Annotated in this window: 28 protein-coding genes; 19 read left to right on the forward strand and 9 right to left on the reverse strand. The window is 67.4% G+C overall.

Going from position 1 to position 24,970, the window contains the following annotated elements:
* Positions 1-21: 21 nt before the first annotated feature.
* Together topA and PBT88_RS05225 are read left to right on the forward strand one after the other, a co-directional pair.
* Complete coding sequence (topA, locus tag PBT88_RS05220; protein ID WP_270078162.1) at positions 22-2,649, forward strand: type I DNA topoisomerase; 2,628 nt, start codon at positions 22-24, stop codon at positions 2,647-2,649.
* Positions 2,650-2,916: 267 nt separating this feature from the next.
* On the forward strand, positions 2,917-3,147 hold the full coding sequence (locus tag PBT88_RS05225) for a hypothetical protein (protein ID WP_270078163.1): 231 nt from the start codon (positions 2,917-2,919) through the stop codon (positions 3,145-3,147).
* Here PBT88_RS05225 and PBT88_RS05230 read toward each other — a convergent pair.
* The 7 genes from PBT88_RS05230 to PBT88_RS05260 all read right to left on the reverse strand — a co-directional run bounded on the left by PBT88_RS05230 (position 3,101) and on the right by PBT88_RS05260 (position 9,210).
* Positions 3,101-3,454, reverse strand: a complete 354-nt coding sequence (locus PBT88_RS05230) for a peroxiredoxin (protein WP_270078164.1) — start codon at positions 3,452-3,454, stop codon at positions 3,101-3,103. The two genes, PBT88_RS05225 and PBT88_RS05230, sit on opposite strands and share 47 nt — an antisense overlap.
* A complete protein-coding gene (locus tag PBT88_RS05235) occupies positions 3,442-4,191 on the reverse strand; it encodes a HesA/MoeB/ThiF family protein (protein ID WP_270078165.1) in 750 nt (249 codons plus the stop codon). Before PBT88_RS05235 ends, PBT88_RS05230 begins: the two co-directional genes overlap by 13 nt.
* Before the next feature lie 148 nt (positions 4,192-4,339).
* A complete protein-coding gene (dut, locus tag PBT88_RS05240; RefSeq protein ID WP_270078166.1) occupies positions 4,340-4,789 on the reverse strand; it encodes a dUTP diphosphatase in 450 nt (149 codons plus the stop codon).
* Entirely contained in the window at positions 4,786-6,135 is a 1,350-nt protein-coding gene (locus PBT88_RS05245) for a bifunctional phosphopantothenoylcysteine decarboxylase/phosphopantothenate synthase (RefSeq protein ID WP_270078167.1), read from the reverse strand. The genes dut and PBT88_RS05245 overlap by 4 nt, the downstream gene beginning before the upstream one ends.
* Before the next feature lie 42 nt (positions 6,136-6,177).
* Positions 6,178-7,086, reverse strand: a complete 909-nt coding sequence (locus PBT88_RS05250; protein ID WP_270078168.1) for a 50S ribosomal protein L11 methyltransferase — start codon at positions 7,084-7,086, stop codon at positions 6,178-6,180.
* Entirely contained in the window at positions 7,076-7,792 is a 717-nt protein-coding gene (locus tag PBT88_RS05255; protein ID WP_270078169.1) for an SDR family NAD(P)-dependent oxidoreductase, read from the reverse strand. The genes PBT88_RS05250 and PBT88_RS05255 overlap by 11 nt, the downstream gene beginning before the upstream one ends.
* Before the next feature lie 62 nt (positions 7,793-7,854).
* Positions 7,855-9,210 (reverse strand): methyl-accepting chemotaxis protein, encoded by a 1,356-nt coding sequence (locus PBT88_RS05260; RefSeq protein ID WP_270078170.1) that lies wholly within the window; start codon positions 9,208-9,210, stop codon positions 7,855-7,857.
* Positions 9,211-9,374: 164 nt separating this feature from the next.
* Between PBT88_RS05260 and sdhC the strand changes: the two genes are divergently transcribed.
* The 17 genes from sdhC (at position 9,375) to PBT88_RS05345 (ending at position 24,542) form a co-directional block, all read left to right on the forward strand.
* Positions 9,375-9,818, forward strand: a complete 444-nt coding sequence (gene sdhC / locus PBT88_RS05265) for a succinate dehydrogenase, cytochrome b556 subunit (RefSeq protein WP_270078171.1) — start codon at positions 9,375-9,377, stop codon at positions 9,816-9,818.
* A complete protein-coding gene (gene sdhD, locus PBT88_RS05270) occupies positions 9,818-10,207 on the forward strand; it encodes a succinate dehydrogenase, hydrophobic membrane anchor protein (protein ID WP_270078172.1) in 390 nt (129 codons plus the stop codon). The genes sdhC and sdhD overlap by 1 nt, the downstream gene beginning before the upstream one ends.
* The gene (gene sdhA / locus PBT88_RS05275) at positions 10,207-12,024 is read left to right on the forward strand and encodes a succinate dehydrogenase flavoprotein subunit (RefSeq protein WP_270078173.1); all 1,818 of its coding nucleotides are present in this window, start codon (positions 10,207-10,209) and stop codon (positions 12,022-12,024) included. Before sdhD ends, sdhA begins: the two co-directional genes overlap by 1 nt.
* Complete coding sequence (locus PBT88_RS05280) at positions 12,024-12,275, forward strand: hypothetical protein (protein ID WP_270078174.1); 252 nt, start codon at positions 12,024-12,026, stop codon at positions 12,273-12,275. The genes sdhA and PBT88_RS05280 overlap by 1 nt, the downstream gene beginning before the upstream one ends.
* Before the next feature lie 9 nt (positions 12,276-12,284).
* Positions 12,285-13,079: a succinate dehydrogenase iron-sulfur subunit gene (locus PBT88_RS05285; RefSeq protein ID WP_270078175.1), complete on the forward strand. Its 795-nt coding sequence runs from the start codon at positions 12,285-12,287 to the stop codon at positions 13,077-13,079.
* A gap of 4 nt (positions 13,080-13,083) precedes the next feature.
* On the forward strand, positions 13,084-13,545 hold the full coding sequence (locus PBT88_RS05290; protein ID WP_270078176.1) for a PaaI family thioesterase: 462 nt from the start codon (positions 13,084-13,086) through the stop codon (positions 13,543-13,545).
* Between the two features lie 4 nt (positions 13,546-13,549).
* The gene (gene zapE, locus PBT88_RS05295; protein WP_270078177.1) at positions 13,550-14,662 is read left to right on the forward strand and encodes a cell division protein ZapE; all 1,113 of its coding nucleotides are present in this window, start codon (positions 13,550-13,552) and stop codon (positions 14,660-14,662) included.
* Positions 14,663-14,690: 28 nt separating this feature from the next.
* The gene (locus PBT88_RS05300) at positions 14,691-15,041 is read left to right on the forward strand and encodes a heavy metal-binding domain-containing protein (RefSeq protein ID WP_270078178.1); all 351 of its coding nucleotides are present in this window, start codon (positions 14,691-14,693) and stop codon (positions 15,039-15,041) included.
* A complete protein-coding gene (locus PBT88_RS05305; protein ID WP_270078179.1) occupies positions 15,041-15,343 on the forward strand; it encodes a hypothetical protein in 303 nt (100 codons plus the stop codon). The genes PBT88_RS05300 and PBT88_RS05305 overlap by 1 nt, the downstream gene beginning before the upstream one ends.
* A 143-nt stretch (positions 15,344-15,486) precedes the next feature.
* On the forward strand, positions 15,487-16,449 hold the full coding sequence (gene mdh, locus PBT88_RS05310) for a malate dehydrogenase (RefSeq protein ID WP_270078180.1): 963 nt from the start codon (positions 15,487-15,489) through the stop codon (positions 16,447-16,449).
* A 68-nt stretch (positions 16,450-16,517) separates the two neighbouring features.
* On the forward strand, positions 16,518-17,402 hold the full coding sequence (sucD, locus tag PBT88_RS05315; protein WP_270078181.1) for a succinate--CoA ligase subunit alpha: 885 nt from the start codon (positions 16,518-16,520) through the stop codon (positions 17,400-17,402).
* Between the two features lie 90 nt (positions 17,403-17,492).
* Positions 17,493-20,438, forward strand: coding sequence for a 2-oxoglutarate dehydrogenase E1 component (locus tag PBT88_RS05320; protein ID WP_270078182.1), 2,946 nt, complete (start codon positions 17,493-17,495; stop codon positions 20,436-20,438).
* A 37-nt stretch (positions 20,439-20,475) separates the two neighbouring features.
* Positions 20,476-21,696: a 2-oxoglutarate dehydrogenase complex dihydrolipoyllysine-residue succinyltransferase gene (gene odhB, locus PBT88_RS05325; protein WP_270078183.1), complete on the forward strand. Its 1,221-nt coding sequence runs from the start codon at positions 20,476-20,478 to the stop codon at positions 21,694-21,696.
* Positions 21,697-21,823: 127 nt separating this feature from the next.
* The gene (locus tag PBT88_RS05330; RefSeq protein WP_270078184.1) at positions 21,824-22,087 is read left to right on the forward strand and encodes a GIY-YIG nuclease family protein; all 264 of its coding nucleotides are present in this window, start codon (positions 21,824-21,826) and stop codon (positions 22,085-22,087) included.
* 100 nt (positions 22,088-22,187) lie between these two features.
* Positions 22,188-23,579 (forward strand): dihydrolipoyl dehydrogenase, encoded by a 1,392-nt coding sequence (gene lpdA / locus PBT88_RS05335; protein ID WP_270078185.1) that lies wholly within the window; start codon positions 22,188-22,190, stop codon positions 23,577-23,579.
* 82 nt (positions 23,580-23,661) lie between these two features.
* Positions 23,662-24,339, forward strand: coding sequence for an esterase/lipase family protein (locus PBT88_RS05340; protein ID WP_270078186.1), 678 nt, complete (start codon positions 23,662-23,664; stop codon positions 24,337-24,339).
* Positions 24,340-24,395: 56 nt separating this feature from the next.
* On the forward strand, positions 24,396-24,542 hold the full coding sequence (locus tag PBT88_RS05345; protein ID WP_270078187.1) for a lmo0937 family membrane protein: 147 nt from the start codon (positions 24,396-24,398) through the stop codon (positions 24,540-24,542).
* 25 nt (positions 24,543-24,567) lie between these two features.
* Here the strand turns inward: PBT88_RS05345 and PBT88_RS05350 are convergent, their stop codons facing one another.
* Together PBT88_RS05350 and PBT88_RS05355 are read right to left on the reverse strand one after the other, a co-directional pair.
* On the reverse strand, positions 24,568-24,768 hold the full coding sequence (locus PBT88_RS05350) for a hypothetical protein (RefSeq protein WP_270078188.1): 201 nt from the start codon (positions 24,766-24,768) through the stop codon (positions 24,568-24,570).
* Positions 24,765-24,890 (reverse strand): hypothetical protein, encoded by a 126-nt coding sequence (locus PBT88_RS05355; RefSeq protein ID WP_270078189.1) that lies wholly within the window; start codon positions 24,888-24,890, stop codon positions 24,765-24,767. The genes PBT88_RS05350 and PBT88_RS05355 overlap by 4 nt, the downstream gene beginning before the upstream one ends.
* Positions 24,891-24,970: the final 80 nt, after the last annotated feature.

Consider the following 24,970-nt stretch of genomic DNA (forward strand, 5'->3'; position numbering starts at 1 on the left):
CGTGAGGACCAGATCCAAGCCATGAAGCTCGTCGTCGTCGAATCCCCCGCCAAGGCCAAAACCATCGAGAAATATCTCGGTCCCGGTTTCAAGGTTCTCGCCTCCTACGGCCATGTCCGCGATCTGCCCGCCAAGGACGGTTCGGTGAACCCGGACGAGGGCTTCGCGATGGAGTGGGAAAATTATGCCGACAAGGCGCGCCAGCTGAAGGCGATCGCCGACGAGGCCAAGGATGCCGACGCCCTGATCCTCGCGACCGATCCCGATCGCGAGGGCGAGGCGATCAGCTGGCATGTCCAGGAGGTGCTGCGCAAGCGCAAGGCGCTGCCCAAGGACACCCAGCGCGTCACCTTCAACGCGATCACCAAGGCCGCGGTGCTGAAGGCGATGGCCGAGCCGCGCGCGCTCGACGAGGATTTGATCGACGCCTATCGGGCGCGCCGCGCGCTCGATTATCTGGTCGGCTTCACGCTCTCGCCGGTGCTGTGGCGCAAGCTGCCCGGCGCCAAGTCGGCGGGCCGGGTGCAGTCGGTGGCGCTGCGCCTGGTGGTCGATCGCGAGCGCGAGATCGAGGCCTTCAAGGCCCAGGAATATTGGTCGGTTACCGCCGACATGGAGCATGACGGCATCGGCTTCGTCTCGCGCCTGTCGAAGTGGAAGGGCGAGAAGATCGATCGCCTGACGATCGGCCAGGAGGGCGACGCGCTCGCCGCCAAGGCCGATGTCGAGGCGGCGCGGCTCGGCGTGGTCAGCGTCGAGACCCGGCCGCTCACCCGCAACCCACCGCCGCCCTTCACCACCTCCACCCTGCAGCAGGAGGCGGCGCGCAAGCTCGGTTTCTCGGCCAGCCACACGATGCGGGTGGCGCAGAATCTCTACGAGGACGGGCTGATCACCTATATGCGAACCGACGGCGTGCAGATGGACGAAAGCGCCATCTCCGCCGCCCGGCTGGCGATCGCCGAGCGCTATGACGGCGGCTACGTCCCCGACAAGCCGCGCGTCTACCAGACCAAGGCGAAGAATGCGCAGGAGGCCCATGAGGCGATCCGGCCGACCGATTTCAGCCGCGAGAAGGCCGGATCGGGCGATCATGCGCGCCTCTACGAACTGGTGTTCAAGCGCGCGACGGCGAGCCAGATGGCATCCGCCCGGCTGGAGCGCACCACCGTCGATTTCGCCGACGGCACCGGCCAGCTGGGGCTTCGCGCCACCGGCCAGGTCGTGCTGTTCCCCGGCTATCTCGCGCTCTACGAAGAGGGCCGCGACGATGAGGGCGACGAGGATGCCCGCCGCCTGCCGCGGATGAAGGAGGGCGACAGCCCGGCCGTGAAGCTGGTGAAGGCCGAGCAGCATTTCACCCAGCCGCCGCCGCGCTTCTCCGAGGCCAGCCTCGTCAAGAAGATGGAGGAGCTGGGGATCGGCCGCCCGTCGACCTACGCCTCGATCCTCCAGACGATCAAGGACCGCGAATATGTGCGAACCGAGAAGAACCGCTTCCACGCCGAGGAGAGCGGGCGGCTGGTGACGGCGTTCCTGGAGCGCTTCTTCGAGAAATATGTCAGCTTCGACTTCACTGCCGAGCTGGAGGAGGAGCTGGACGACATCTCCGGCGGCCGTGCCCAGTGGCAGGCGGTGCTGGAGGCCTTCTGGAAGGACTTCAAGCCGAAGACCGCCGAGGTGATGGAGCAGAAGCCGTCCGAAGTGACGGCCGAGCTCGACAAGTTCCTCGCGCCCTTCCTGTTCCCCGAGAAGGCGGACGGCACCGATCCGCGGCTGTGCCCGAATTGCGGCGTCGGCCAGCTGGCGTTGCGCGGCGGCCGCTTCGGCGCGTTCATCGCCTGCTCCAACTATCCGGAGTGCAAATATACCCGCCGCTTCGCCCAGCCGGGCGGCGCCGAGGCCGGTGGCGACACCGGGCCGGAGGAGATCGGCAAGGATCCGGAGACGGGCGAGGCGATCACCAAGCGTTCGGGCCGGTTCGGGCCGTACATCCAGCTCGGCGAGGGCAAGGAGGCGAAGCGTTCGTCGATCCCCAAGGACGTGCCGCTGCTCGATCTGGAGATGGCGATCCGGCTGCTGTCGCTGCCGCGCACGGTCGGCGTGCATCCCGAGAGCGGCAAGGACATCACCGCCTCGATCGGCCGCTATGGGCCGTATCTGGCGCATGACGGCAAATATGCCCGCCTCCAGACGACGGCGGACGTGTTCGAGACCGGCATGAACAGCGCGGTGGCCAAGCTGGCCGAGGCGGCCGCCGGTGGCGGGCGTCGCCAGGGCGCCAGCCGCGAGCCGATCGCGGTGCTGGGCGCGCATCCGGATGGCGGCGCCGAGGTCAAGGTGATGGAGGGGCGCTTCGGCCCCTATGTCACCGACGGCACGACCAACGCGACGCTGCCCAAGGCCAAGGATCCCAAGGAACTGACGCTCGACGAGGCGGTGCTGCTGCTCGCCGAACGCGCCGCCAAGGGGCCGGCCAAGGGCAAGAAAAAGACGGCGCCCAAGAAGGCTGCGGCGGCCAAGAAGCCCGCTGCCGCCAAGGCGACTGCGGCCAAGAAGCCCGCCGCCAAGAAGCCTGCTGCCAAGAAGCCGGCGGCGAAGAAGGCTCCTGCGAAGAAGAGCACGGCGAAGGCGCCGGAAGAGGTCTGAGCCGTCGCCCCATGCCCCATTCGCGTCATGCGGGCGGGGCTCCGGATCTCGCGTGCTCCTGCGAAGGCAGGAGCCCAGAGCTGCAACCGCCGCATCCGATGCTCTGGGCTCCTGCGTGCGCAGGAGCACGAATATCGCGGAATTTAGCTCGGTTCCGCCTTGTCTCCGATTTTTAGAAAACGACTTATCGCGCCAAACCAGCGGCTTATCCGTTAACCACGACTAAAGTCTTCATGAATTGTTAACCCTTCCAGCGAGGGAGTGTGCATGTTCATGGATGTCGATATCGCGCGCCGCGAATGGATCGCGCGACTGGTGGAACAGGTCCGTCAGCTCAGGGTGGTGGCGGCCGCGGCGCAGACCGGCGCGATGCGGGACGAATTGAGCGACTATGCCGACCGGATCGATCGGCAGGCGAGCGAGATCGAGGCGCGGGCCGCGATCCATGCGCCTAGAGCGTCGCCAGCCGATCGTCGCCGAGCGTTTGCAGGATGCTGACCGGCCCGCCGAAGCCGATGCGCGGATCGAGCATGGCGGCTTCGATCCCCGTCAGCGCCAGCCCGCTCTGGCAGGCGATGATGGCGACGCCGAGGGCCAGCGCATCCTCGACCAATTCGGCCAGCGTCGGCAGCCCGGCCGCGCGATAATCGCCGTCGCGCGGATCGTGGAGCGGCGCCAGCGCGGAAACCGCCTCGCTCTGGCAGAATAGCCGCGCCGCGCCGCCGAGCGCGGCCTGCGCCGCCGCCAGTTCCAGCCCCGCCCGCAGGCCCGCCGGCCGGGTGACGATCAGCGTCAGGCCGCGCATCGGCAGCCCGGATCCTTGGGCAGCGCGATGGTGCGGAAGCGGAACGACAGCGCATCGAGCAGCAGCAGCTTGCCCGCCGTCTCCTCGCCGAACGGCACGATCTGGCGCACCGCCTCGATCGCCGCGAGGCTGCCCATCACCCCGGTCAGCGCGCCGAGCACGCCCTGATCGGCGCAGCTGATGTCGGGCCGATCGGGATCGTCGCCGACCAGGCAGCGATAGCAGGGCCGCCCATCCTCCCAGCCGCGATAGACCGTGAGCTGGCCCTCGAACTGGCCGACCGCCGCCGACACCAAAGGCACGCGTGCCGCCGTCGCCGCATCCGAGACGATCAGGCGGGTGGCGAAATTGTCGGTGCCGTCGATCACGACGTCGACGCCTTCCAGCAATCGCGCGGCGCCATCGGCATCGAGGCGGCGATCGATCGGCGAGAAGCGCACGTCCGGGTTGAGCCGCTGGACGACATTGGCGGCGGCGACCACCTTCTTGGCGCCGACGTCGCGGGTGGCGAAGAGGGTCTGGCGCTGGAGGTTGGAGAGCGACACGATATCGTCGTCCACCACCGTCAGCCGGCCGACGCCGGCCGCCGCAAGATACTGGATCACCGGCGATCCGATCCCGCCGGCGCCGATCACGAGCGCATGGCTCTTCAGCAGCCGGGTCTGGCCGCCGCCGCCAATCTCCTTCAGGATGATGTGCCGCGCATAGCGGTCGAGCTGCTCGTCCCTCAAGATCACTGTTGCCCTGCGATCTCGCCGTCCGCCCCGAGCGCAGTCGAGGGATAGGCCGCGCGCAACCGAGGCGCCGCGGCACATCTCGTCTGCGCCCGACAGGGTGCCTCGACGGCGCTCGGCACGAACGGAGAGGCGGGGCGGGTGGAAGCGCTCACGGCAGCGAATGGCGGCCGGTCGAGCCGAAGCCGCCGGCGCCGCGCGCGGTGTCGTCGAGCGTCTCGACTTCCAGGAATCGCGCCGCCGTCACCTCGGCGGGCACCAGCTGGGCGACGCGCTCGCCGCGCTTCACCTCGAACGGCTCGGCGCCGAGATTGGCGAGGATCACCTTCACCTCGCCGCGATAGTCGGCGTCGATCGTGCCCGGCGTGTTGAGGCAGGTGATGCCATGCTTGAGCGCGAGGCCCGAGCGCGGGCGGACCTGGATCTCGTAGCCGGCCGGGATCGCCACCGCGAAGCCGGTCGCGACGGCATGGCGATCGCCGGGGCCGAGCAGGATGTCCTCGGCCGACACGATGTCCATGCCGGCGGCGCCGGTGGTGGCGTAGGCGGGCGCGGGCAGGCCCTCGCCATGGGGCAGGCGCTTGAGCTGGATCTCGATCATGGTAGCTCCAAGAGGCTTTGGGCGAGAGATGCGGCGATGCGCTGGGCCAGTCGCTCGGCCACCGCCTGCTTGGGAAGATGGGGCCAATCCTCGACGCCCTGCGCGGTGACGAGGTGAACGCTGTTGGCATCGCCGCCCATCACGCTTTGCCCCGTCGGGCCGGAGACATCGTTGGCGACGATCCAGTCGCAGCCCTTGGCGGCGAGCTTGGCGCGGGCATGGGCGATCACGTCGTTGGTCTCGGCGGCGAAGCCGATGACGAGGCGCGGGCGCTTGGCGGAACGAGACAGGCCGGCGAGGATATCGGGATTCTGCACCAGCGCCAGCGTGGGCGGGGCGGCGCCGGGCTGTTTCTTGATCTTGATCGCTGTGGCATCGACATGCCAGTCGGCCACGGCGGCGACCATGATCGCGGCGTCGGCGGGCAGTGCCTGTTCGACCGCGGCGGCCATCTCGCGCGCGGTCTCGACGTCGATGCGCGTGACCCCCGGCGGGGTCGGCAGCGTGACCGGGCCGGCAACCAGCGTCACCTCGGCCCCCAGCCGCGCCAGCGCCCCGGCGATGGCGAAGCCCTGCTTGCCGGACGAACGATTGGCGATGTAGCGCACCGGATCGATCGGCTCGTGGGTCGGCCCGGCGGTGACGAGGATGCGCTGGCCGGTGAGCGGCCCGCGATCCGCCCGATCTTCGTTCGCACCGGGCGCCATCGAAGTGCGTGCCTCGGGCGCATCGCTTGCCGCACGTCCCTCGACTGCGCTCGGGACGAACGGGGGGGCGGTGTCGATCCCTAGCAGTCGAGCGGGGAAAGGCTTGTCCAGCGCCTCCTCGATCGCGGCGACGATCGCGTCGGGATCGGGCAGGCGGCCGGGGCCGAACTCGCCGCAGGCCATCATGCCCTCATCGGGCTCCATCACGATCACGTCGTCGGCACGCAGCTGGGCGACGTTGCGCACGGTCGCCGGGTGGAGCCACATGCGGACGTTCATCGCCGGCGCGCACAGCACCGGCTTGTCGGTGGCGAGCAGCAAAGTGGTGGCGAGATCGTCGCAGAGGCCCGCCGCCATCCGCGCCATCAGATTGGCAGTGGCGGGGCAGACGACGACGAGGTCGGCCTCGCGGCTGAGCTCGATATGGCCCATCTCGGCCTCGTCCTTGAGCGCGAACAGCGCGGTGTGGACCGGCTGTTCGGACAATGCGGCGAGCGTCATCGGGGTGATGAACTCGGCACCGGCCGGGGTCAGCACGCAGCGCACCGTATGGCCGCGCTTGCGCAGCGTCCGCAGCACTTCGCAGGCCTTGAAGGCGGCGATGCCGCCGCCGACGATCAGGAGGATGCGCTTGCCCATCGGCGCCTCACATGGCGTGGCGGGAGGGGGAAGTCGAGGGGGTCAGCGCACCCGCCGGCGCTTGCGCATCATCAGGATCGACCAGTCGCCGTTGCGGATGGTGTCGGCGAGCCGCATCCCCTCGCGGCGATAGGCGCCGGCCACCGCATCGGCCTGGGTGTTCAGCAGCCCGGCGAGGATCAGCGTGCCGCCCGCATCGAGGGTGGCGGCGATCGACGGCGCCAGCTCGATCAGCGGCTGGGCGAGGATGTTGGCGATCACCAGATCGAACGGTGCGAGCTGGCGGTAGAGGTCATGATCGACCCCTTCGGCGACGGCCAGCGCCAGGCGGCTGCGATCGATCGGGTTGGCGTCCGCATTCTCCTCGGTCACCTCGATCGAGACCGGATCGATGTCGGTCGCCAGCGCATGGGCGCGGGGCCAGAGCGACATCGCCGCGAACGCCAGCAATCCGGTGCCGGTGCCGACGTCGGCGATCATCGCATGGCGCGCGCCCTGCCGCTTGAGCCTGTCGAGCATCATCAGGCAGCCGGTGGTGGTGTAATGGTGGCCGGTGCCGAAGGCGCGGCCGGCCTCGATGTGGAAGACGGTGGCGTCTTCGGGGATGTCGTCGGCATGGGCGGAGGTGTGGACGTAGAAGCGGCCGGCGCGGATCGGCTCCAGCCCGGCCTGGCTCAGCGTCACCCAGTCCTGCGCCTCGACCTTCTCGACCACCGGCTTGATACGGGCGGCCGATGGCACCAGCGCCTGCACGGCGGCGATCGTCTCGGCGGTCGGCTGGCCCTCGCTATAGGCTTCGAGCAGCCATTCCTCGGGCCGCGTCTCGTCGGGTTCCAGCGTGTTGAGCACCGGCGGCTCGTCCATGGTGGGGAAGGGGTCGGTCGCCGACGCGAGGGCCTCGGCCTCCAGGCGCGTGCAGGGCAGCACGATCTTCCAGCTTTCAGCGGACATAGCTTGCTCCATTCACGTCGATGACCGAACCCGTCGCCGAAGCCGGCGCGTCGAGCGCCAGCCAGCGCACCGTCTCGGCGACCTCTTCCGGCCCGGCGACCCGCCCCAGCGGGATGTCGGCGAGCAGGGCGTCGCCGCCACGGCTGGCCAGATACTCCTCGGCCATGCCCGTCATGGTGAAGCCGGGGCAAACCGCGAAGGCGAGGATGTTGCGTGCCGCATAGCCGCGCGCGATCGATTTGGTCATCGCCACCATGCCGGCCTTGGAGGCGGCATAGTGCCAGTGATCGGGCGAGTCGCCGCGATAGGCGGCGCGGCTGGCGACGTTGACGATGCGGCCGCCGCGCTCGCGGCCGGCGAAATGCTGCACCGCCAGCCGGCACAGCTCGGCCGAGGCGGTGAGGTTGATCCGCATCGTCCGCTCCCAGCCGGCAAGCCATTCGGCGTCGGGCAGGGCGATCGGCGTGGCCTCGAAGATGCCGGCATTGTTGATCAGCACGTCGATCCGGCCGTCGAGCCGGTCGAGCGCCTCGCGCCACAGCGCACCGGCGGCGCCGGGTTCGTCGAGATCGGCGGGGATGGTGTCGCCGTCACCGGGCCGGCTGGCGTGGCCGATCAGGCGCACCTGGGGCAGATCGAGCCGGGCGGCGATCGCCGCGCCGATGCCCCGGCTGGTGCCGGTGGCGAGGATGTGGATAGGGTCCATGGGCGCGCGGGGTAGGACCGCGCGCCTCTGGCGGCAAGAGGCGTGAGATTACAGCGTGGGCGTCAGGCGGCGATGCGGCTGACGAATTCGCCGGTGGTGGTCTCCAGCCGGGCAAGCTGCCCGTCGACCGAGCGGAAGCCCGATTCGAGCTGCTCGATGTCCGATGCCACCGCTTCGGTGTCGATGCGGATCGAGGCGATCGTGCCGGACATCGAGTCGGCGGCGAGCGCGGTCTCGTCGACGGCGGCGGTGATCATGGTGACGGTGTGGGCCTGCACCTCCATCGCCTCGCGGATGCGCTGGGCCGACGACTGGACCTCGCCGACGATGTCGCGGATCGAGCCGTTGACGTCGAGCGTCTGGCGCGAGGCGGACTGGATCGCGGCGATCTTGGCGGCGATGTCGTCGGTGGCGCGGGCGGTCTGGCTGGCGAGCGACTTCACCTCCTGCGCGACGACCGCGAAGCCGCGGCCGGCGTCACCGGCGCGCGCCGCCTCGATGGTGGCGTTGAGGGCGAGCAGGTTGGTCTGGCCGGCGATGTCGCGGATCAGGCCGAGGATCGATTCGATCGCCTGGGCATGGCCGGACAGCGCATCGGCGACGACCACCGCCTGCGCCGACTGGTCGGCGGCGCGGGTGGCGATGCCGGCGGCGATCTCGACCTCGCGGCGGGCATCCTCGATCGCGCGGATCAGGCCGGCGGCGGTCTGCGCCGCCTCGCGCATCGCCACGGCGGACTGCTCGGCGGCGGCGGCGACCTCGGAGGCCTTGCCGAGCATCCCGCGGGCGGACTGCGAGGTCTGCACGGTCTGGTCGCGCAGCGCCGACGAGTCGGTCAGGGTGGTGCCGAGGATCGTGGTCATCTGCTCGCGGAAGGCGGCGCCGTCCTGTGCGCGCTGCTCGATCGACTGGCGCTTGTAGATCTTGGTGACTTCGGAGAAGAGCACTTCGAGCTCGACGCAGGCCAGCTTGCGGAAGGTCTGCTCGGCGGCGCTGATGAAGGCGGGATCGTCGGCGCAGCGTTCTTTCACGAGATCGAGCATCGCGTTGCCCATCTCATAGACCATGCTGACGACGATCGTGGTCGGCACCTGGCGCTCGACGATCTCGACGCCCTGGGCGGCGATCTGGCGGACCCAGGCTTCGTCCACCGGGCCGCGCAGCTTGGTGCGCTGTTCGTCGGCGAAGCGGACGAAGAAGCCGTCGACATTCTGCTGCGGCCCCAGCGCCGAGCGGGCGATGCTGGACCAGCAGCGGGTGGACACCGTCACCAGATCCTCGCCGATGCGGCTCCACAATGCGGCCAGATCACGGGCGAATACGCCGTCGCCATTATAGGCGTCGACCCGCTCGCGCACCGCGTGCTCGCTGAGCGAGATGCGCGCGGCGGGATGCCGGCTGAAGGTGGCGTTCGTCATTGCAGCTTCGCTCCGCATATCGTCTTCAGCCGTCTGATAGGCGCTGACTGGTAAACGAGCCGTTATGCAACGCGCGGAAGGCCGCGCAAAAAGCGCGCCCGTACATGTTGCATTGCGTCACTGATTGGACCAAAGACGGCGCCACGTTCACCAAGGGGACATATGTGTCCAGAAACGCCGCTCGGCCGCTTTCGCCTCATCTCTCTATCTGGAAATGGGGCCCGCACATGCTGGTCTCGATTCTGCACCGTGCCACCGGCACGGCGATGGCGATCGGGGGTGGATTGATTTTCACATGGTGGCTGGTCGCCGCCGCGATGAGCGGTGCGGCCTATGACATCTTCTATCACTGGATCGTCGCATCCGACCCGTCGAGCGCCCATGAGGGCGCGCAGGCGCTGGTCAACATCCTGGCCAAGCTGGTCGGTATCGGCCTGACCTGGAGCTTCTTCCAGCACATGGCCTCCGGCATCCGCCACTTCGTGCTGGATACCGGCGCGGGCTATGAGCTCAAGACCAACCGCATGGGTGCGATCCTGACGATCGTCTTCGCGCTGGTGGCGACGCTGGTGCTGTGGACGATCCTCCTTCTCGGGAAGCTCAACTAATGGGTACGGGAACCGGCCTCGGCCGCGTCCGCGGGCTTGGCTCGGCCAGGTCGGGTACGCATCACTGGTGGCTGCAGCGCGTCACCGCCGTCTCCAACCTGATCCTGATGATCTGGTTCGTGGTGTCGATCGTGCGCCTGCCGATCGTCGATCACCAGGCGATGGTGCTGTGGCTCAAGTCGCCGCTGGTGGCGGTGCCGATGGTGCTGCTGGTGCTGTCCACCTTCTGGCACATCCGGCTGGGCCTCCAGACGTTCATCGAGGATTATGTGCATGACGAGGGCAACAAGATCGCCGTCCTGCTGATCCTCAATGCCTATGCCTTCCTGTGCGGCGCGCTCTGCGTCTTCTCGATCCTCAAGATCGCCTTCGGCGGGGTAGCCGCATAATGTCGCATTCGTACAAGATCATCGATCACGTCTATGATGCCGTGGTCGTCGGTGCCGGCGGGTCCGGCCTACGCGCCGCCATGGGCTGCGCCGAAAAGGGCCTCAAGACCGCCTGCATCACCAAGGTGTTCCCGACACGCTCGCACACCGTCGCGGCGCAGGGCGGCATCGCCGCCAGCCTCGGCAACAACACGCCCGATCACTGGACGTGGCACATGTTCGACACCGTCAAGGGCTCCGACTGGCTCGGCGACCAGGACGCGATCGAATATATGGTGCGCGAAGCACCGGCCGCGGTGATCGAGCTCGAGCATGCCGGCGTGCCGTTCAGCCGCAATCCGGAGGGCACGATCTATCAGCGCCCGTTCGGTGGCCATATGCAGAATATGGGTGCCGGCCCGCCCGTGCAGCGCACCTGCGCCGCCGCCGACCGTACCGGTCATGCCATGCTCCACGCGCTCTACCAGCAGAGCCTGAAGTATGACACGGACTTCTACATCGAATATTTCGCGCTCGACCTCATCATGGAGGCCGATGAATCCGGTAACCCCGTCTGCAAGGGCGTGATCGCGCTCTGCATGGAGGATGGTACGATCCATCGCTTCCGCAGCCATGCGGTGGTGCTGGCGACGGGCGGTTCGGGCCGCACCTATTTCTCGGCGACCTCGGCGCACACCTGCACGGGTGACGGCGGCGGCATGGTGCTGCGCGCCGGCCTGCCGCTGCAGGACATGGAGTTCGTCCAGTTCCACCCGACCGGCATCTATGGCGCCGGCGTGCTGATCACCGAGGGCGCGCGCGGCGAGGGCGGTTATCTCACCAACTCCGCCGGCGAGCGCTTCATGGAGCGCTATGCCCCGTCCGCCAAGGATCTGGCGTCGCGCGACGTCGTCGCCCGCTCGATGGCGATGGAGATGCGCGAAGGCCGCGGTGTCGGCGAGCATGGCGACTATATCTACCTGCACCTCGATCACATCGATCCCAAGGTGCTGGCCGAGCGCCTGCCCGGCATCACCGAGACCGGCAAGATCTTCGCGGGCGTCGATCTCACCCGCCAGCCGCTGCCGGTGACGCCGACCGTCCATTACAATATGGGCGGCATCCCCTGTAACTATCATGGCGAAGTCGTCACCCTGAAGGACGGCGAGCCGGATACCGTCGTCCCCGGCTTGTTCGCGGTCGGCGAGGCGGCGTGCGTGTCGGTCCATGGCGCCAACCGCCTCGGCTCCAACTCGCTGATCGATCTGGTGGTGTTCGGCCGCGCGACCGGCTTCCGCATCGCGGAGCTGGTCCAGCCCAACAGCAAGCATGGCGCGATCGTCACCGAAGCGGACGACAAGGCGCTGGCCCGCCTCGATCGCTATCGCAACGCATCAGGCAGCACCAAGACGGCGGACATTCGCCTCGAGATGCAGCGCACCATGCAGAAGCATGCGGCGGTGTTCCGCGACACCGCGCTGCTCGACGAGGGCAAGACCAAGATCGACGCGGTGTTCGGGAAGCTGGCCGACGTGTCGGTCTCCGATCGCTCGCTGATCTGGAACACCGACCTGATCGAGACGCTGGAGCTGGACAATATGTTGCCCCAAGCGGTGATCACGATGCACTCGGCGTCCAACCGCAAGGAAAGCCGCGGCGCGCACATGCACGAGGATTTCCCGAACCGCGACGACGTGGAATGGATGAAGCACACCATCGCCTGGTTCGACCCGGAGGGTCATGGCGAGGGGCTGGTGAAGATCGATTATCGCCCGGTGCATGAGTACACGCTCACCGACGAGATCGAGTACATCAAGCCCAAGGCGCGGGTGTATTGATGACGGACGAAACCGAAAGTCTCATCCTTTCGATCCTGAAGGACATCCAGTTCAGGCTGGCGACCGTGGATCGCAAGGTTGATGACGTTCGGGAACGTCTCGACAATCTCACGACAGATCATATCGCGATCAAGAAGGACGGCATCCGCCAGGACGAGGCGATCGCACACATGCATATTCGTCAGGACCGGATGGAGGCCGCGATCGCGCGGATCAACAGCCGGCTCGGGCTGATCGATACGGACGCTTGAGGACATAGAATGGCCGAATTCTCGCTTCCCAAAAACTCGACGATCAAGGGCAAGGGCAAGACCTACAAGTCTGAGTCCGGCGGCGCCAAAAAGCGCACCTTCAAGGTCTATCGCTACGATCCGGACTCGGGTGAGAACCCGCGTTACGATCGCTACGAGCTGGATCTGGAGCAGACCGGGCCGATGGTGCTCGACGCGCTGATCAAGATCAAGAACGAGGTCGATCCGACGCTGACCTTCCGGCGTTCGTGCCGCGAGGGCATTTGCGGCTCGTGCGCCATGAACATGGACGGCAAGAATGGCCTCGCCTGCACCACCTCGATCGAGGATTGCGGGAGCGGCAAGGGCGAGGTGCAGATCACCCCGCTGCCGCACCAGGACGTGGTCAAGGATCTGGTTCCCGATCTCACCCATTTCTACGCGCAGTACAGCTCGATCAAGCCGTGGCTGCAGACGGTCACGCCCGCACCCGCCGGCAAGGAGCGTCTCCAGTCTCCGGAGGACCGCGCCAAGCTGGACGGCATGTATGAATGCATCCTGTGCGCCTGCTGCTCGACCTCGTGCCCGAGCTACTGGTGGAACAGCGATCGCTTCCTCGGCCCGGCGATCCTGTTGCAGGCCTATCGCTGGCTCGCCGACAGCCGCGACGAGATGACCGGCGAGCGGCTCGACGAGCTCGAGGATCCGTTCCGCCTCTATCGCTGCCACACCATCATGAACTGCGCGAACGTCTGCCCCAAGGGCCTGAGCCCGGCCAAGGCGATCGCGGAGATCAAGAAGATGCAGGTCGAGCGCGCGGTCTGATCGGGTGAGCGACGGCGAGCATCCGTTCGCGCCCCGGCATGATGGCCCGGACGCGGACGGCTTCCACGGCTGGACCTTTCCGGGTGACGGCTTCGCGTCCTTCGTCGGCCGGATGGCGACGCGGGTGGAGGGCGCGGACGTCTGCCGCGTCCGCGTCGAGACCGGGCCGTCGCGCGCGAACGTGCTCGGCAAGATCCATGGCGGCTTCCTGCTCGGTTTCCTCGATCAGGCCCTGTTCGTGGGGCCGGTGTCGATGGACCGGCTGCCGTTCGTCTCGGCGGTGACGCTGGGCGTCTCCACCCAGTTCGTCGGGGCCGGCCGCATCGAAGAGCCGCTCGATTGCCTGGTCGAGATCGTCCGCGAGACGCGCCGGCTGGTGTTCCTGCGCGGCACGATGGAGCAGGGCGATCATCTGGTGCTCACCTTCCAGGCGACGCTGAGCAAGATTTCCAAGCCGGTATCCTGATCGCATGAGCAAGGTTCTCGCCCGCTACGACGCGCTGGTCTCGGCGGGTGAACTGCGGCCCGATCCGGCGCAGCGCGCGGTCGCCGCGCGGTTGCAGGAATGCGCGACCGCGCTGGAGGCGGCGCCCCGTCGCGGGTCGATCCTGTGGCGTGCGCTCAGGAAGCAGCCCGAGCCGGTGCGGGGGCTGTATCTCTATGGCGGGGTCGGGCGCGGCAAGTCGATGCTGATGGACCTGTTCTTCGGCTGCGTGGAGATCCCGGCCAAGCGCCGCGTCCATTTCCACGAATTCATGCAGGAGGTGCATGAACGGCTGCGCGTCGAGCGCTCCCGCGAGGTGGCCGATCCGGTGATGCCGGTGGCCGATGCGATCGCCGAGGAGGCGCGGCTGCTCGCCTTCGACGAGATGATCATCACCAATTCGGCCGATGCGATGATCGTCTCGCGGCTGTTCACGCGGATCATGAGCCATGGCGTGACGGTGGTGGCGACCTCCAACCGGGCGCCGGACCAGCTCTATCTGAACGGCCTCAACCGCGAGCATTTCCTGCCCTTCATCGCGCTCCTCCAGGAACGGCTGGACGTGGTGCCGCTCGATGGGCCGACCGACTATCGGCTGGCGCGCCTGGCCGGCTTCCCGACCTGGTACGTGCCCAACGGCAAGGCGGCGACCGACGCGCTGAGCCGCGCCTTCTTCCGCCTCACCGACTTTCCGGTCGAGGATCGCGCCAACGTACCGGCCGAGGATATCGCGGTGCCGGGCGGGCGGACGCTGCACGTGCCGAAGAGCCTGAAGGGAGTCGCCGTCTTCTCCTATGCGCGGCTTTGCCGCGAGCCGCGCGGCGTGCCCGACTATCTGGCGATCGCGCGGCGCTACCACACCGTCATCATCGTCGGCGTGCCCCGCTTCGATGCCGATCGGCGCAACGAGGCGGCGCGCTTCAAGCTGCTGATCGATACGCTGTACGAGCATGGCGTGAAGCTGCTCGCCGCCGCCGATGCCGAGCCCGAAAATCTCTACGAGGGCGGCGACGACGCCTTCGAGTTCGAGCGGACGGTCTCGCGGCTCATGGAGATGCGCTCGGCGGATTATCTGGCGAAGGGCCACGGCACCACCTAGACTGCCGCCCGAACAGGGGAGGTCGTCCATGGCGCATGATCGCATCGTCGTTTCCACCACCGAGACCGTCGCCGGCCATCGCACGATCGCGACGCTGGGGCAGGTGTTCGGGGTCGTCGTCCGCTCGCGCGGGCTCGGCGGCAATATTGCGGCCGGCTTGCGCTCGATCCTCGGCGGCGAGATCAAGGAATATACCGCGCTGGTCGAGGAGACCCGCCGCCACGCGATCGACCGGCTGGTGCAGAATGCGACGCTGATGGGCGGCAATGCGGTGGTGATGATGCGATTCGACTCGGGATCGATCGGGCAGACGATGAATGAGGTCGTCGCCTATGGCACCGCTGTCATTATCGAAACCGACGAAAAAGCCCGGATCTGATGCTGCGTTCGATCATCACCGGAATCGCCATTGCCGCTGTCTTGGTGGCCCTGATCCTGACCATCCAGGATCCGCTGCAATGGCCTTCGCTGGCGCTCGCGCTGCTGTTCGCCACCGCCTGCCGGTTCGAGCGGCGCTATCGGGCCGGGCGATCCGGGCAGGCGCCGGATGCGCGATTCCGCCCCACCGGCGAGCGTTTCGTGGACCCGGAGACGGGGCGCGTGACCATGGTATGGACCGATCCGGCCACCGGCGAGCGACGCTATGTCGATGACGGCGCACCTGCCGGCCCGACCCCCTGAGCAGGTGCTTCAATAAAGTCGGGAAAAGGCTGTCATCGCAGTTGCCCCGGCGCGATCATGGGTCTAAGCGGGCCGCGCTTTTCCGGCTGGCCGCCGGTTCTCGCGCGGCCGCGCCCACGTTATTATTGACCCGTGGAGGCTTCATGGCACGCAAGAAGATTGCCCTTATTGGCGCAGGTAACATCGGCGGCACGCTCGCCCACCTCGCGGCGCTGAAAGGGTTGGGCGACATCGTCCTGTTCGACGTCGTGGAAGGCGTGCCCCAGGGCAAGGCGCTCGATCTCAGCCAGTGCGGCCCGGTCGAGGGCTTCGACGCCACCATCACCGGCACCAACGACTATGCCGATATCGCCGGCGCCGACGTGATCATCGTCACCGCCGGTGTCGCCCGCAAGCCGGGCATGAGCCGCGACGATCTGCTCGGCATCAACCTGAAGGTGATGAAGGCGGTCGGCGAGGGCATCAAGGCCAACGCGCCCGGCGCGTTCGTGATCTGCATCACCAATCCGCTGGACGCCATGGTGTGGGCGCTGCGCGAATTCTCCGGCCTGCCGCACCACATGGTGGTCGGCATGGCGGGCGTGCTCGACAGCTCGCGGTTCAGCCACTTCCTCGCCGACGAGTTCAAGGTCGCGGTCAAGGACGTCACCTCGTTCGTGCTCGGCGGCCATGGCGACACGATGGTGCCGGTCATCTCCTACTCGACCGTCTCGGGCATCCCGGTCCCCGATCTGATCGCGATGGGCCTCTCCACCCAGGAGAAGATCGACGCGATCATCCAGCGCACGCGCAGCGGCGGCGGCGAGATCGTCGCCCTGCTCAAGACCGGCAGCGCCTTCTACGCGCCGGCGACCAGCGGCATTTCGATGGCCGAGGCCTATCTCTACGACCAGAAGCGCGTCCTGCCCGCCGCGGCCTATGTCAGCGGCGAATATGGCGTGGACGATCTCTATGTCGGCGTGCCGGTGGTGATCGGTGCCGGCGGCGTCGAAAAGATTGTGGAGATCAAGCTCGATGAGGAGGCTAAGGCCAACCTCACCGTGTCGGTCGATGCGGTCAAGGAATTGCTGGTTGCGTGCAAGGGCATCGACGAGAGCCTCGCGTAACGACCATCATATCCCGCGCCGGTCGCTCGACCGGCGCGGATTCAACGAAAAGGATAAGCGGAACCGCCATGTCGATCCTCGTCAACGCGAACACCAAGGTCATCTGCCAGGGTATCACCGGCAGCCAGGGCACTTTCCATTCCGAGCAGGCGATCGCCTACGGGACGAAGATGGTCGGCGGCGTCACCCCCGGCAAGGGCGGTTCCACCCACATCGGCCTGCCGGTGTTCGACACCGTGCATGAGGCGGTCGCCAAGACCCAGGCCGATGCATCCGTGATCTACGTGCCGCCGGCCTTCGCCGCGGATTCGATCCTCGAGGCGATCGACGCCGAAGTGCCGCTGATCGTCTGCATCACCGAGGGCATTCCGGTGCTCGACATGGTCAAGGTCAAGCGCGCGCTGTCCGGCTCCAAGTCGCGCCTGATCGGCCCCAACTGCCCGGGCGTGCTGACGCCGGGCGAGTGCAAGATCGGCATCATGCCGGGCAGCATCTTCTCCAAGGGTTCGGTGGGCGTTGTTTCGCGCTCCGGCACGCTTACCTATGAGGCCGTGTTCCAGACCACCAACGAGGGCTTGGGCCAGACCAGCGCCGTCGGTATCGGCGGCGATCCGGTCAACGGCACCAACTTCATCGACGTGCTCGAGCTGTATCTCGCCGACGAGGCGACCCAGTCGATCATCATGATCGGCGAGATCGGCGGCTCGGCCGAAGAGGAAGCGGCGCAGTTCCTGAAGGACGAAGCCAAGCGCGGCCGCAGTAAGCCGATGGTCGGCTTCATCGCCGGCCGTACCGCGCCTCCGGGCCGTCGCATGGGCCATGCCGGTGCGATCGTGTCGGGCGGCCAGGGCGGCGCCGAGGACAAGATTGCGGCCATGGAAAGCGCCGGTATCCGCGTTGCGGCGAGCCCCAGCGAGCTCGGCACGACGCTGACGGCCCTGCTCAAGGGCTGATGAACGCAGCCGCGCCGACCGTTCGGCCGACGCCAATGTTGTAGAAAGCCCGGATGGGAGCGTTACCATCGGGCGTGCGAGGACGGTGACATGGGTTACGAGGGCAGTGATATCGATTTTGCGGGGGCGAGCCCCACGTTCGTCGAGGATCTGTATCGGCGGTGGCTACGGGATGAGGCTTCGGTCGATCCCACCTGGGGCAATTATTTCCGATCGGTGGAGCAGGCGGTGTCCGCTCCCAGCTGGGCCAAGCCCAACTGGCCACCGACGGAAACCGATGCCCTGACCGCCGGCCTCGACCCCACCCAGATGCAGCCGGCGCCCAAGCCCGCCAAGGGCGGCGCCGGCGCCAAGGCCGCACCGCGGGCCGAGGAGGCGCCATCCGCCGCCACGGCCAAGCCGGCCTCGACCGACAGCGCCTCGGTCGAGGCCGCCGCGCTCGATTCGATCCGGGCGATGATGCTGATCCGCACCTATCGGGTGCGCGGCCATCTCGCCGCCGATCTCGATCCGCTGGGCCTCGCCAGCCGCGATCTGCCGGCTGATCTGACGCCGGCCTATCATGGCTTTACCGATGCCGATCTCGATCGCCCGATCTACATCGGCGGCACGCTCGGCCTCGATCGCGTGACGGTGCGCGAGCTGGTCGAGATCCTGCGCCGCAATTATTGCGGCCGTGTCGGCCTCGAATATATGCACATCGGCGACGTCGAGGAGCGCCGCTTCCTCCAGGAGCGGATGGAAGGGCGCGACAAGGAGATCACCTTCACGCCGGAAGGCAAGAAGTCGATCCTCGCCAAGGTCATCCAGGGCGAGCAGTACGAGAAGTTCCTCGGCAAGAAATATGTCGGCACCAAGCGCTTCGGCCTGGATGGTGGCGAATCGATGCTGCCGGCGCTCGAAGCCGTGATCAAATATGGCGGCGCCTCCGGGGTCGAGGCGATCGAGGTCGGCATGCCGCATCGCGGCCGCCTCAACGTGCTCACCAACGTGATGGGCAAGCCCTATCGCGCGGTGTTCAGCGAGTTTGCCGGCGGATCGGCCAGCCCCGACGATGTCGGCGGCTCGGGCGACGTGAAATATCATCTCGGCACCTCCAGCGACCGCGAGTTCGACGGCGCGAAGGTCCATCTGTCGCTCGCCGCCAACCCGTCGCATCTCGAAGCGGTCGACCCGGTGGTGCTCGGCAAGGCGCGCGCCAAGCAGACCAAGCTCGGCGACAATGAGCGCACCAAGGTGCTGCCCATCCTGATGCACGGCGATGCCGCGTTCGCGGGGCAGGGCGTGATCATGGAGTGCTTCGGCTTCTCCGGTCTGCGTGGCTATTCGACCGGCGGCACGATCCACTTCGTCGTCAACAACCAGGTCGGCTTCACCACCTCGCCGCAGTTCGCGCGCTCCTCGCCCTATCCGAGCGACATCGCCAAGATGGTGCAGGCGCCGATCCTGCACGTGAATGGCGACGATCCCGAGGCGGTGACCTTCGCCTGCAAGCTGGCGATCGATTTCCGCCAGGCGTTCAAGCGCGATGTCGTGATCGACATGTGGTGCTATCGCCGCTTCGGCCACAATGAGGGCGACGAGCCCGGCTTCACCCAGCCGCTGATGTATGACGAGATCCGCAAGCATCCGCCGGTCTCCGCCATCTATGCCGAGCGGCTGAAGGCCGAGGGCGTGGTGGACGACGCCTGGGTCGCCGCCGAGGAGGCCCGCGTGGTCGGCCTGCTCGACGAGGAGTTCGAGGCGGGCAAGAGCTACAAGGTCAACAAGGCCGACTGGTTCGAAGGCGAATGGGCCGGGCTCCAGCAGGCCCGGGAATTGGGTGCGCGCTCGGGCAAGACCGCGGTCGTGAAGAGCCAGATCGATGCGCTCGTTCCGGTCCTCACCGAGGCGCCCGAGGGCTTCAACCTGCACAAGACGCTGGCGCGCATCCTCGATCAGAAGAAGCAGATGTTCGCGAGCGGCACCGGTTTCGACTGGGCGACCGCCGAGGCGCTGGCGTTCGGCACCCTGCTGCAGGACGGCTATGGCGTCCGCCTGTCGGGCCAAGATTGCGTGCGCGGCACCTTCTCGCACCGCCATGCCGGCTGGAACGACCAGAAGGACGGCCACCGCTACTTCCCGCTGTCGACCGTCGATCGCAGCTTCCAGGTGCTCGACAGCCCGCTCTCCGAATATGGCGTGCTCGGCTTCGAATATGGCTATGCCAGCACCGCGCCGAAGACCCTGGTGCTGTGGGAAGCGCAGTTCGGCGATTTCGCCAACACCGCGCAGGTCATCATGGATCAGTTCATCAGCTCGTCCGAGAGCAAGTGGCTGCGCTCCAACGGCCTCGTGATGCTGTTGCCGCACGGCTATGAGGGGCAGGGGCCGGAGCATAGCTCGGCCCGCCTGGAGCGCTATCTCCAGCTCTGCGCCGAGGACAATATGCAGGTCGCCAACTGCACGACGCCGGCCAATTATTTCCACATCCTGCGCCGCCAGATGGTCCGCGATTTCCGTAAACCGCTGATCATGATGGCGCCGAAGTCGCTGCTCCGCCACAAGGCGGCGGTCTCGACGATCGAGGATATGGTGGGCGACAGCCGCTTCCACCGCGTGCTGTTCGATCCGAGCGCACCGGCCGACAAGGCGGTGAAGCGCCTCGTCCTGTGCTCGGGCAAGGTCGCCTACGACCTGTTCGACGCGCGTGATGCGGCGGGTGACCAGAACACCGCGATCCTGCGGGTCGAGCAGCTCTATCCCTTCCCGAGCGACGTGATCGTCGAGCGCCTCAAGGCCTCGCCCGATATCGAGACGGTCGTCTGGGCGCAGGAAGAGCCGAAGAACCAGGGCAGCTGGAACTTCGCCGAGGATCTGGTCGAGGCCTGCCTGGTCGAGGCCGGCTGCAAGGCACGGCGCCCGGTCTATGCCGGCCGCGCGGCGTCCGCCTCCACCGCCACCGGCTCGGCCAAGCGCCACGCCGCCGAGCAGAAGGCGCTCGTCGCCGATGCGCTCGGCCATATCGCCGCTTCCTCGTCGGCCCAGGCCGCCTAAGACATCGCCTAAGACCGATCCAGACAAGGACACATGCATGACCACCGAAGTGAAGGTGCCTACGCTCGGCGAATCGATCACCGAGGCCACGCTGGGCCAGTGGCTCAAGAAGGTGGGCGACACCGTCGCCGTCGATGAACCCATTGCCAGCCTGGAGACCGACAAGGTCGCCGTCGAGGTGCCGTCGCCGGTCGCCGGCACGATCGGCGCGCTGGTCGTCGCCGAGGGCGATACCGTCGAGGTCGGCGCGCTGATCGCGACGATCGAGGCCGGCGGTGCCGGTGCGGCCCCGGCAGCGCCCGCCGCCAAGGCCGAAGCCGCGCCGGCCGCCACCGCCGCGCAGCAGGCGCCTGCGGTCCCCGCCAAGACCAGCGACGCGCTCGCCCCCTCGGCCAAGCGCGCCGCCGGCGAGACCGGCATCGATCCCTCGACCGTCACCGGCACCGGCAAGGATGGCCGCGTGACCCGGATCGACATCGAGGGGGCCGCCGCGAATGCCAAGGCAGCGCCGGCGCCGGTGCCCGCGCAGGCCGCCGCTCCGGCGTCGACCGCCGGCGGCCGCAAGGAAGAGCGCGTGCGGATGACCCGCCTGCGCCAGACCGTCGCCAAGCGCCTCAAGGAGGCGCAGAACACCGCCGCCATGTTGACCACGTTCAACGACGTGGACATGACCGAGGTGATCGCGGCGCGCACCAAGTATAAGGATTTGTTCGAGAAGAAGCATGGCGTCCGGCTCGGCTTCATGGGCTTCTTCGTGAAGGCCGCCTGCCAGGCGCTGCGCGACATCCCGGCGGTCAACGGCTCGATCGAGGGCGATGAGATCGTCTATCGCGACTATGCCGATATCTCGGTCGCGGTGTCCGCGCCGAACGGTCTGGTCGTGCCGGTGATCCGCGATGCGCAGGATCTGTCGGTCGCCGGCATCGAGAAGACGATCGGCGACTTCGGCAAGCGCGCCAAGGATGGCACGCTCAAGATGGACGAGATGAAGGGCGGCACCTTCACGATCTCGAACGGCGGCGTGTTCGGCTCGCTGATGTCGACCCCGATCATCAACCCGCCGCAGTCGGCCGTGCTCGGCCTCCATCGTATCGAGGAGCGTCCGGTCGTGGTGAAGGGCGAGATCGTCATCCGCCCGATGATGTATCTGGCGCTCAGCTACGATCACCGCCTGATCGACGGCCGCGAGGCAGTGACCTTCCTGGTCGCGCTCAAGAATGCGATCGAAGATCCGACGCGGCTGCTGATCGACCTGTAAGCCTTCTTGTGCTCCTGCGAATGCAGGAGCCCAGGGTTGCGAGCGTTGCGTTCCAAAACTCTGGGTTCCTGCGTGCGCAGGAACACGAAGGCGGGAGGCTCCGACGAAACCGGGCTGCGTCTATCTGATGGCGAGCCAGCGCAACGGGACGCTCTATCTGGGCGTCACCAGCGATCTTCCGGCCCGGGCCTACCAGCATCGCAACGGGCTCGGCGATGGTTTCTCGAAGCAATATGGCTGCACGCGCCTTGTCTGGTACGAGGCGCATGACGATCTTGAGCAAGCGCGCTATCGCGAGCTGCAGATGAAGAAATGGAAGCGGGCCTGGAAGATCGATCTGATCGAACGGGACAACCCGCAGTGGATGGATTTGTACGAAACGCTGTTTTGAGCGGCACCGTACTCCTGCGGAAGCAGGAGCCCAGAGCCTCGAACGGCAGCGCCCGAAACCCTGGGTTCCTGCGTGCGCAGGAATACGCGTGGAGTGAGACATGGCTGACTATGATTTCGACGTTCTGGTGATCGGTTCCGGCCCGGGCGGCTATGTCGCCGCGATCCGCGCGGCGCAGCTCGGCCTCAAGACCGGCTGCGTGGAAAGCCGCGAGACGCTGGGCGGCACCTGCCTCAACGTCGGCTGCATCCCGTCCAAGGCGATGCTGCACGCCTCCGAGCTCTACAATGAGGCGGCCAATGGCGGCCTCGCCAAGCTCGGCGTGAAGACCACGGTCGAGCTCGATCTCGATACCATGCACGGCCAGCGCAAGGACGCCGTCAAGCAGCTGACCGGCGGCATCGAATATCTGTTCAAGAAGAACAAGATCGAGTGGATCAAGGGCCGCGCCGCCTTCACCTCGGCCGATACCGTGCAGGTCGGCGATCGGTCGGTGCGCGCCAAGAACATCGTCATCGCCACCGGCTCGTCGGTGACGCCGCTGCCGGGCGTGGAGATCGACCAGAAGGTCGTGGTCGACAGCACCGGCGCGCTCGAGATCGCCAAGGTTCCGGAGAAGATGGTCGTCATCGGCGGCGGCGTGATCGGGCTGGAGCTGGGCTCGGTGTGGAAGCGCCTCGGTGCCCAGGTGACGGTCGTCGAATTTCTCGACCAGATCCTGCCCGGCTTCGACGGCGAGGTCCGCAAGGAAGCCAACAAGATCATGAAGAAGCAGGGTCTGGAGTTCAAGCTCTCGACCAAGGTGACGGGCGTGACCGTCGCAGGCGACAAGGCGACGCTGACGCTTGAGCCCGCCGCCGGTGGTGCTGCCGAGACGATCGAGGCGGACGCGGTACTGGTCTCGATCGGCCGCCGCCCCAACACCGACGGGCTCGCGCTCGACAAGGCGGGGCTCGCGGTCAACCAGCGCGGCCAGGTCGAGATCGATCATGATTTCCGCACTGCGGTGCCCGGCATCTGGGCGATCGGCGACGTCGTCCCCGGCCCGATGCTCGCGCACAAGGCCGAGGACGAGGGCATCGCGGTCGCCGAGAACATCGCCGGCCTCACCGGCATCGTGAACCACGACGTGATCCCGAGCGTGGTCTACACCGCGCCCGAGATCGCCGGCGTGGGCCTGACCGAAGAGGTCGCCAAGGAGCGTGGCGAGGTGAAGGTCGGCAAATTCCCGATGCTCGCCAATTCGCGCGCCAAGACCAACCACGAGCCCGACGGCTTCGTGAAGGTGATCGCCGACGCCAAGACCGATCGCGTGCTCGGCGTGTGGATCATCGCCTCGGTCGGCGGCACGATGATCGCCCAGGCGGCGCAGGCGATGGAGTTCGGCGCGACGAGCGAGGACATCGCCTACACCTGCCACGCGCATCCGACGCATTCGGAAGCGCTGAAGGAAGCCGCGATGGCGGTGACCGGCAAGCCCATCCATATCTGAGGCTTCGGTCTTGGAACGGGCGGCCTCCGAGCGGGGCCGCCCGCCGAGCGTCGCACAGTGGGCTGTCGAGCTGCCTCGCGCGATGTGGGCCGTGGCGTCGCTGTTGCCGGCGCGCAGGATGCTGGCGTCGGCTCCGCGCGGCGACGGGCGGCCGGTGATGCTGCTGCCCGGCCTGGTCAATTCCGATCGCTCGCTGTTCCTGATGCGGCGCTATCTTCGGCGGCTCGGCTATGATGCCGTCGGCTGGGGACTCGGCCGCAATCTCGGCGCCCGCGCGATCGGCGGGGAGGGAGAACGGCTCCTCGCCCGTGTCGCGCGACTGCACGAGGAGAGCGGCCAGACGGTGACTCTGGTCGGCGTCAGCCTCGGCGGGATCATGGCCCGCTTCGTCGCGCACCGGCTGCCCGAGGCGGTACGCGAGGTGATCACCATCTCCTCGCCTTATGCCGGCGATCCGCGCGCGACGCGGGTCTGGCGGATGTTCGAGCGGCTGACCGGCGAACGCATCGATGCCGAGGGCGTCGTCGCCCGCCGTGTCGAGATCGCGCGGCCGCTGCCGGTGCCCGCCACCGCGATCTGGAGCCGCAGCGACGGGCTGGTCAACGGCCTGATCTGCCGCGATCCCGAAGAGGATGGGTGCCGCGCGATCGAGGTGCGCAGCGGCCATCTGGGCGTCCAGATCCGCCCCGCGGTGCTGCGCACCGTGGCGGATATCCTGGCGGTGCCCGGTCAGGGGCCGCTCGGAACGTTTCGGCCCTAACCGACGTTCAACCCCCTGTATTTCCGGCACCATGCCGGCAACAGGGAGCACCGACCATGCTGTTCACGATCGCCGCCATCCTCGTCGTCCTGTGGCTGCTCGGCTTCGGCTTCCACATTGCGGGCGGCCTGATCCACATCCTGCTGGTGATCGCGGTGATTGTCGTGATCGTGCAGCTCGTCACCGGCCGCCGCAGCGTATAGCCGCCAACGCGGCGCCTCCGTTGGCTCAGTCGGCGGAGCGCACCGCGGCGGGGCGCCGGCACAGCATGATGGCGGCGGCGGTCAATATGTCCCGCTCCTTCATCAGGCCGCGCCGCTTGGCCGCTACCATCAGGCTGAGCGCCTGGCGGGACGCGTCGTCGCGATAGCTATGGCGCAGGTCTTCGACCAGCGTCGCGAGCGTATAGCCGGCCGGGATGTCGCTCACAGCGCGACGCCCGGCAAGGTGACGCGGGCAGCGGCGATGATGCCGGCCCACAGGCCGATGCTCGAAGACAGGATGCAGAACAGAGAAACGGCACGCCGATGCGCGGCAATCGAAGCAACCATGATGTCCCCCCGGACAGTGTGGAAGCCGTCATATTGCTGACATTTTCGCGCATCGCCAATGAACCGTTACGATGACTGTT

Origin of the sequence: Sphingomonas abietis, assembly GCF_027625475.1 — a bacterium.
In the GTDB taxonomy this organism is placed as follows: Bacteria; Pseudomonadota; Alphaproteobacteria; order Sphingomonadales; family Sphingomonadaceae; genus Solisphingomonas; species Solisphingomonas abietis.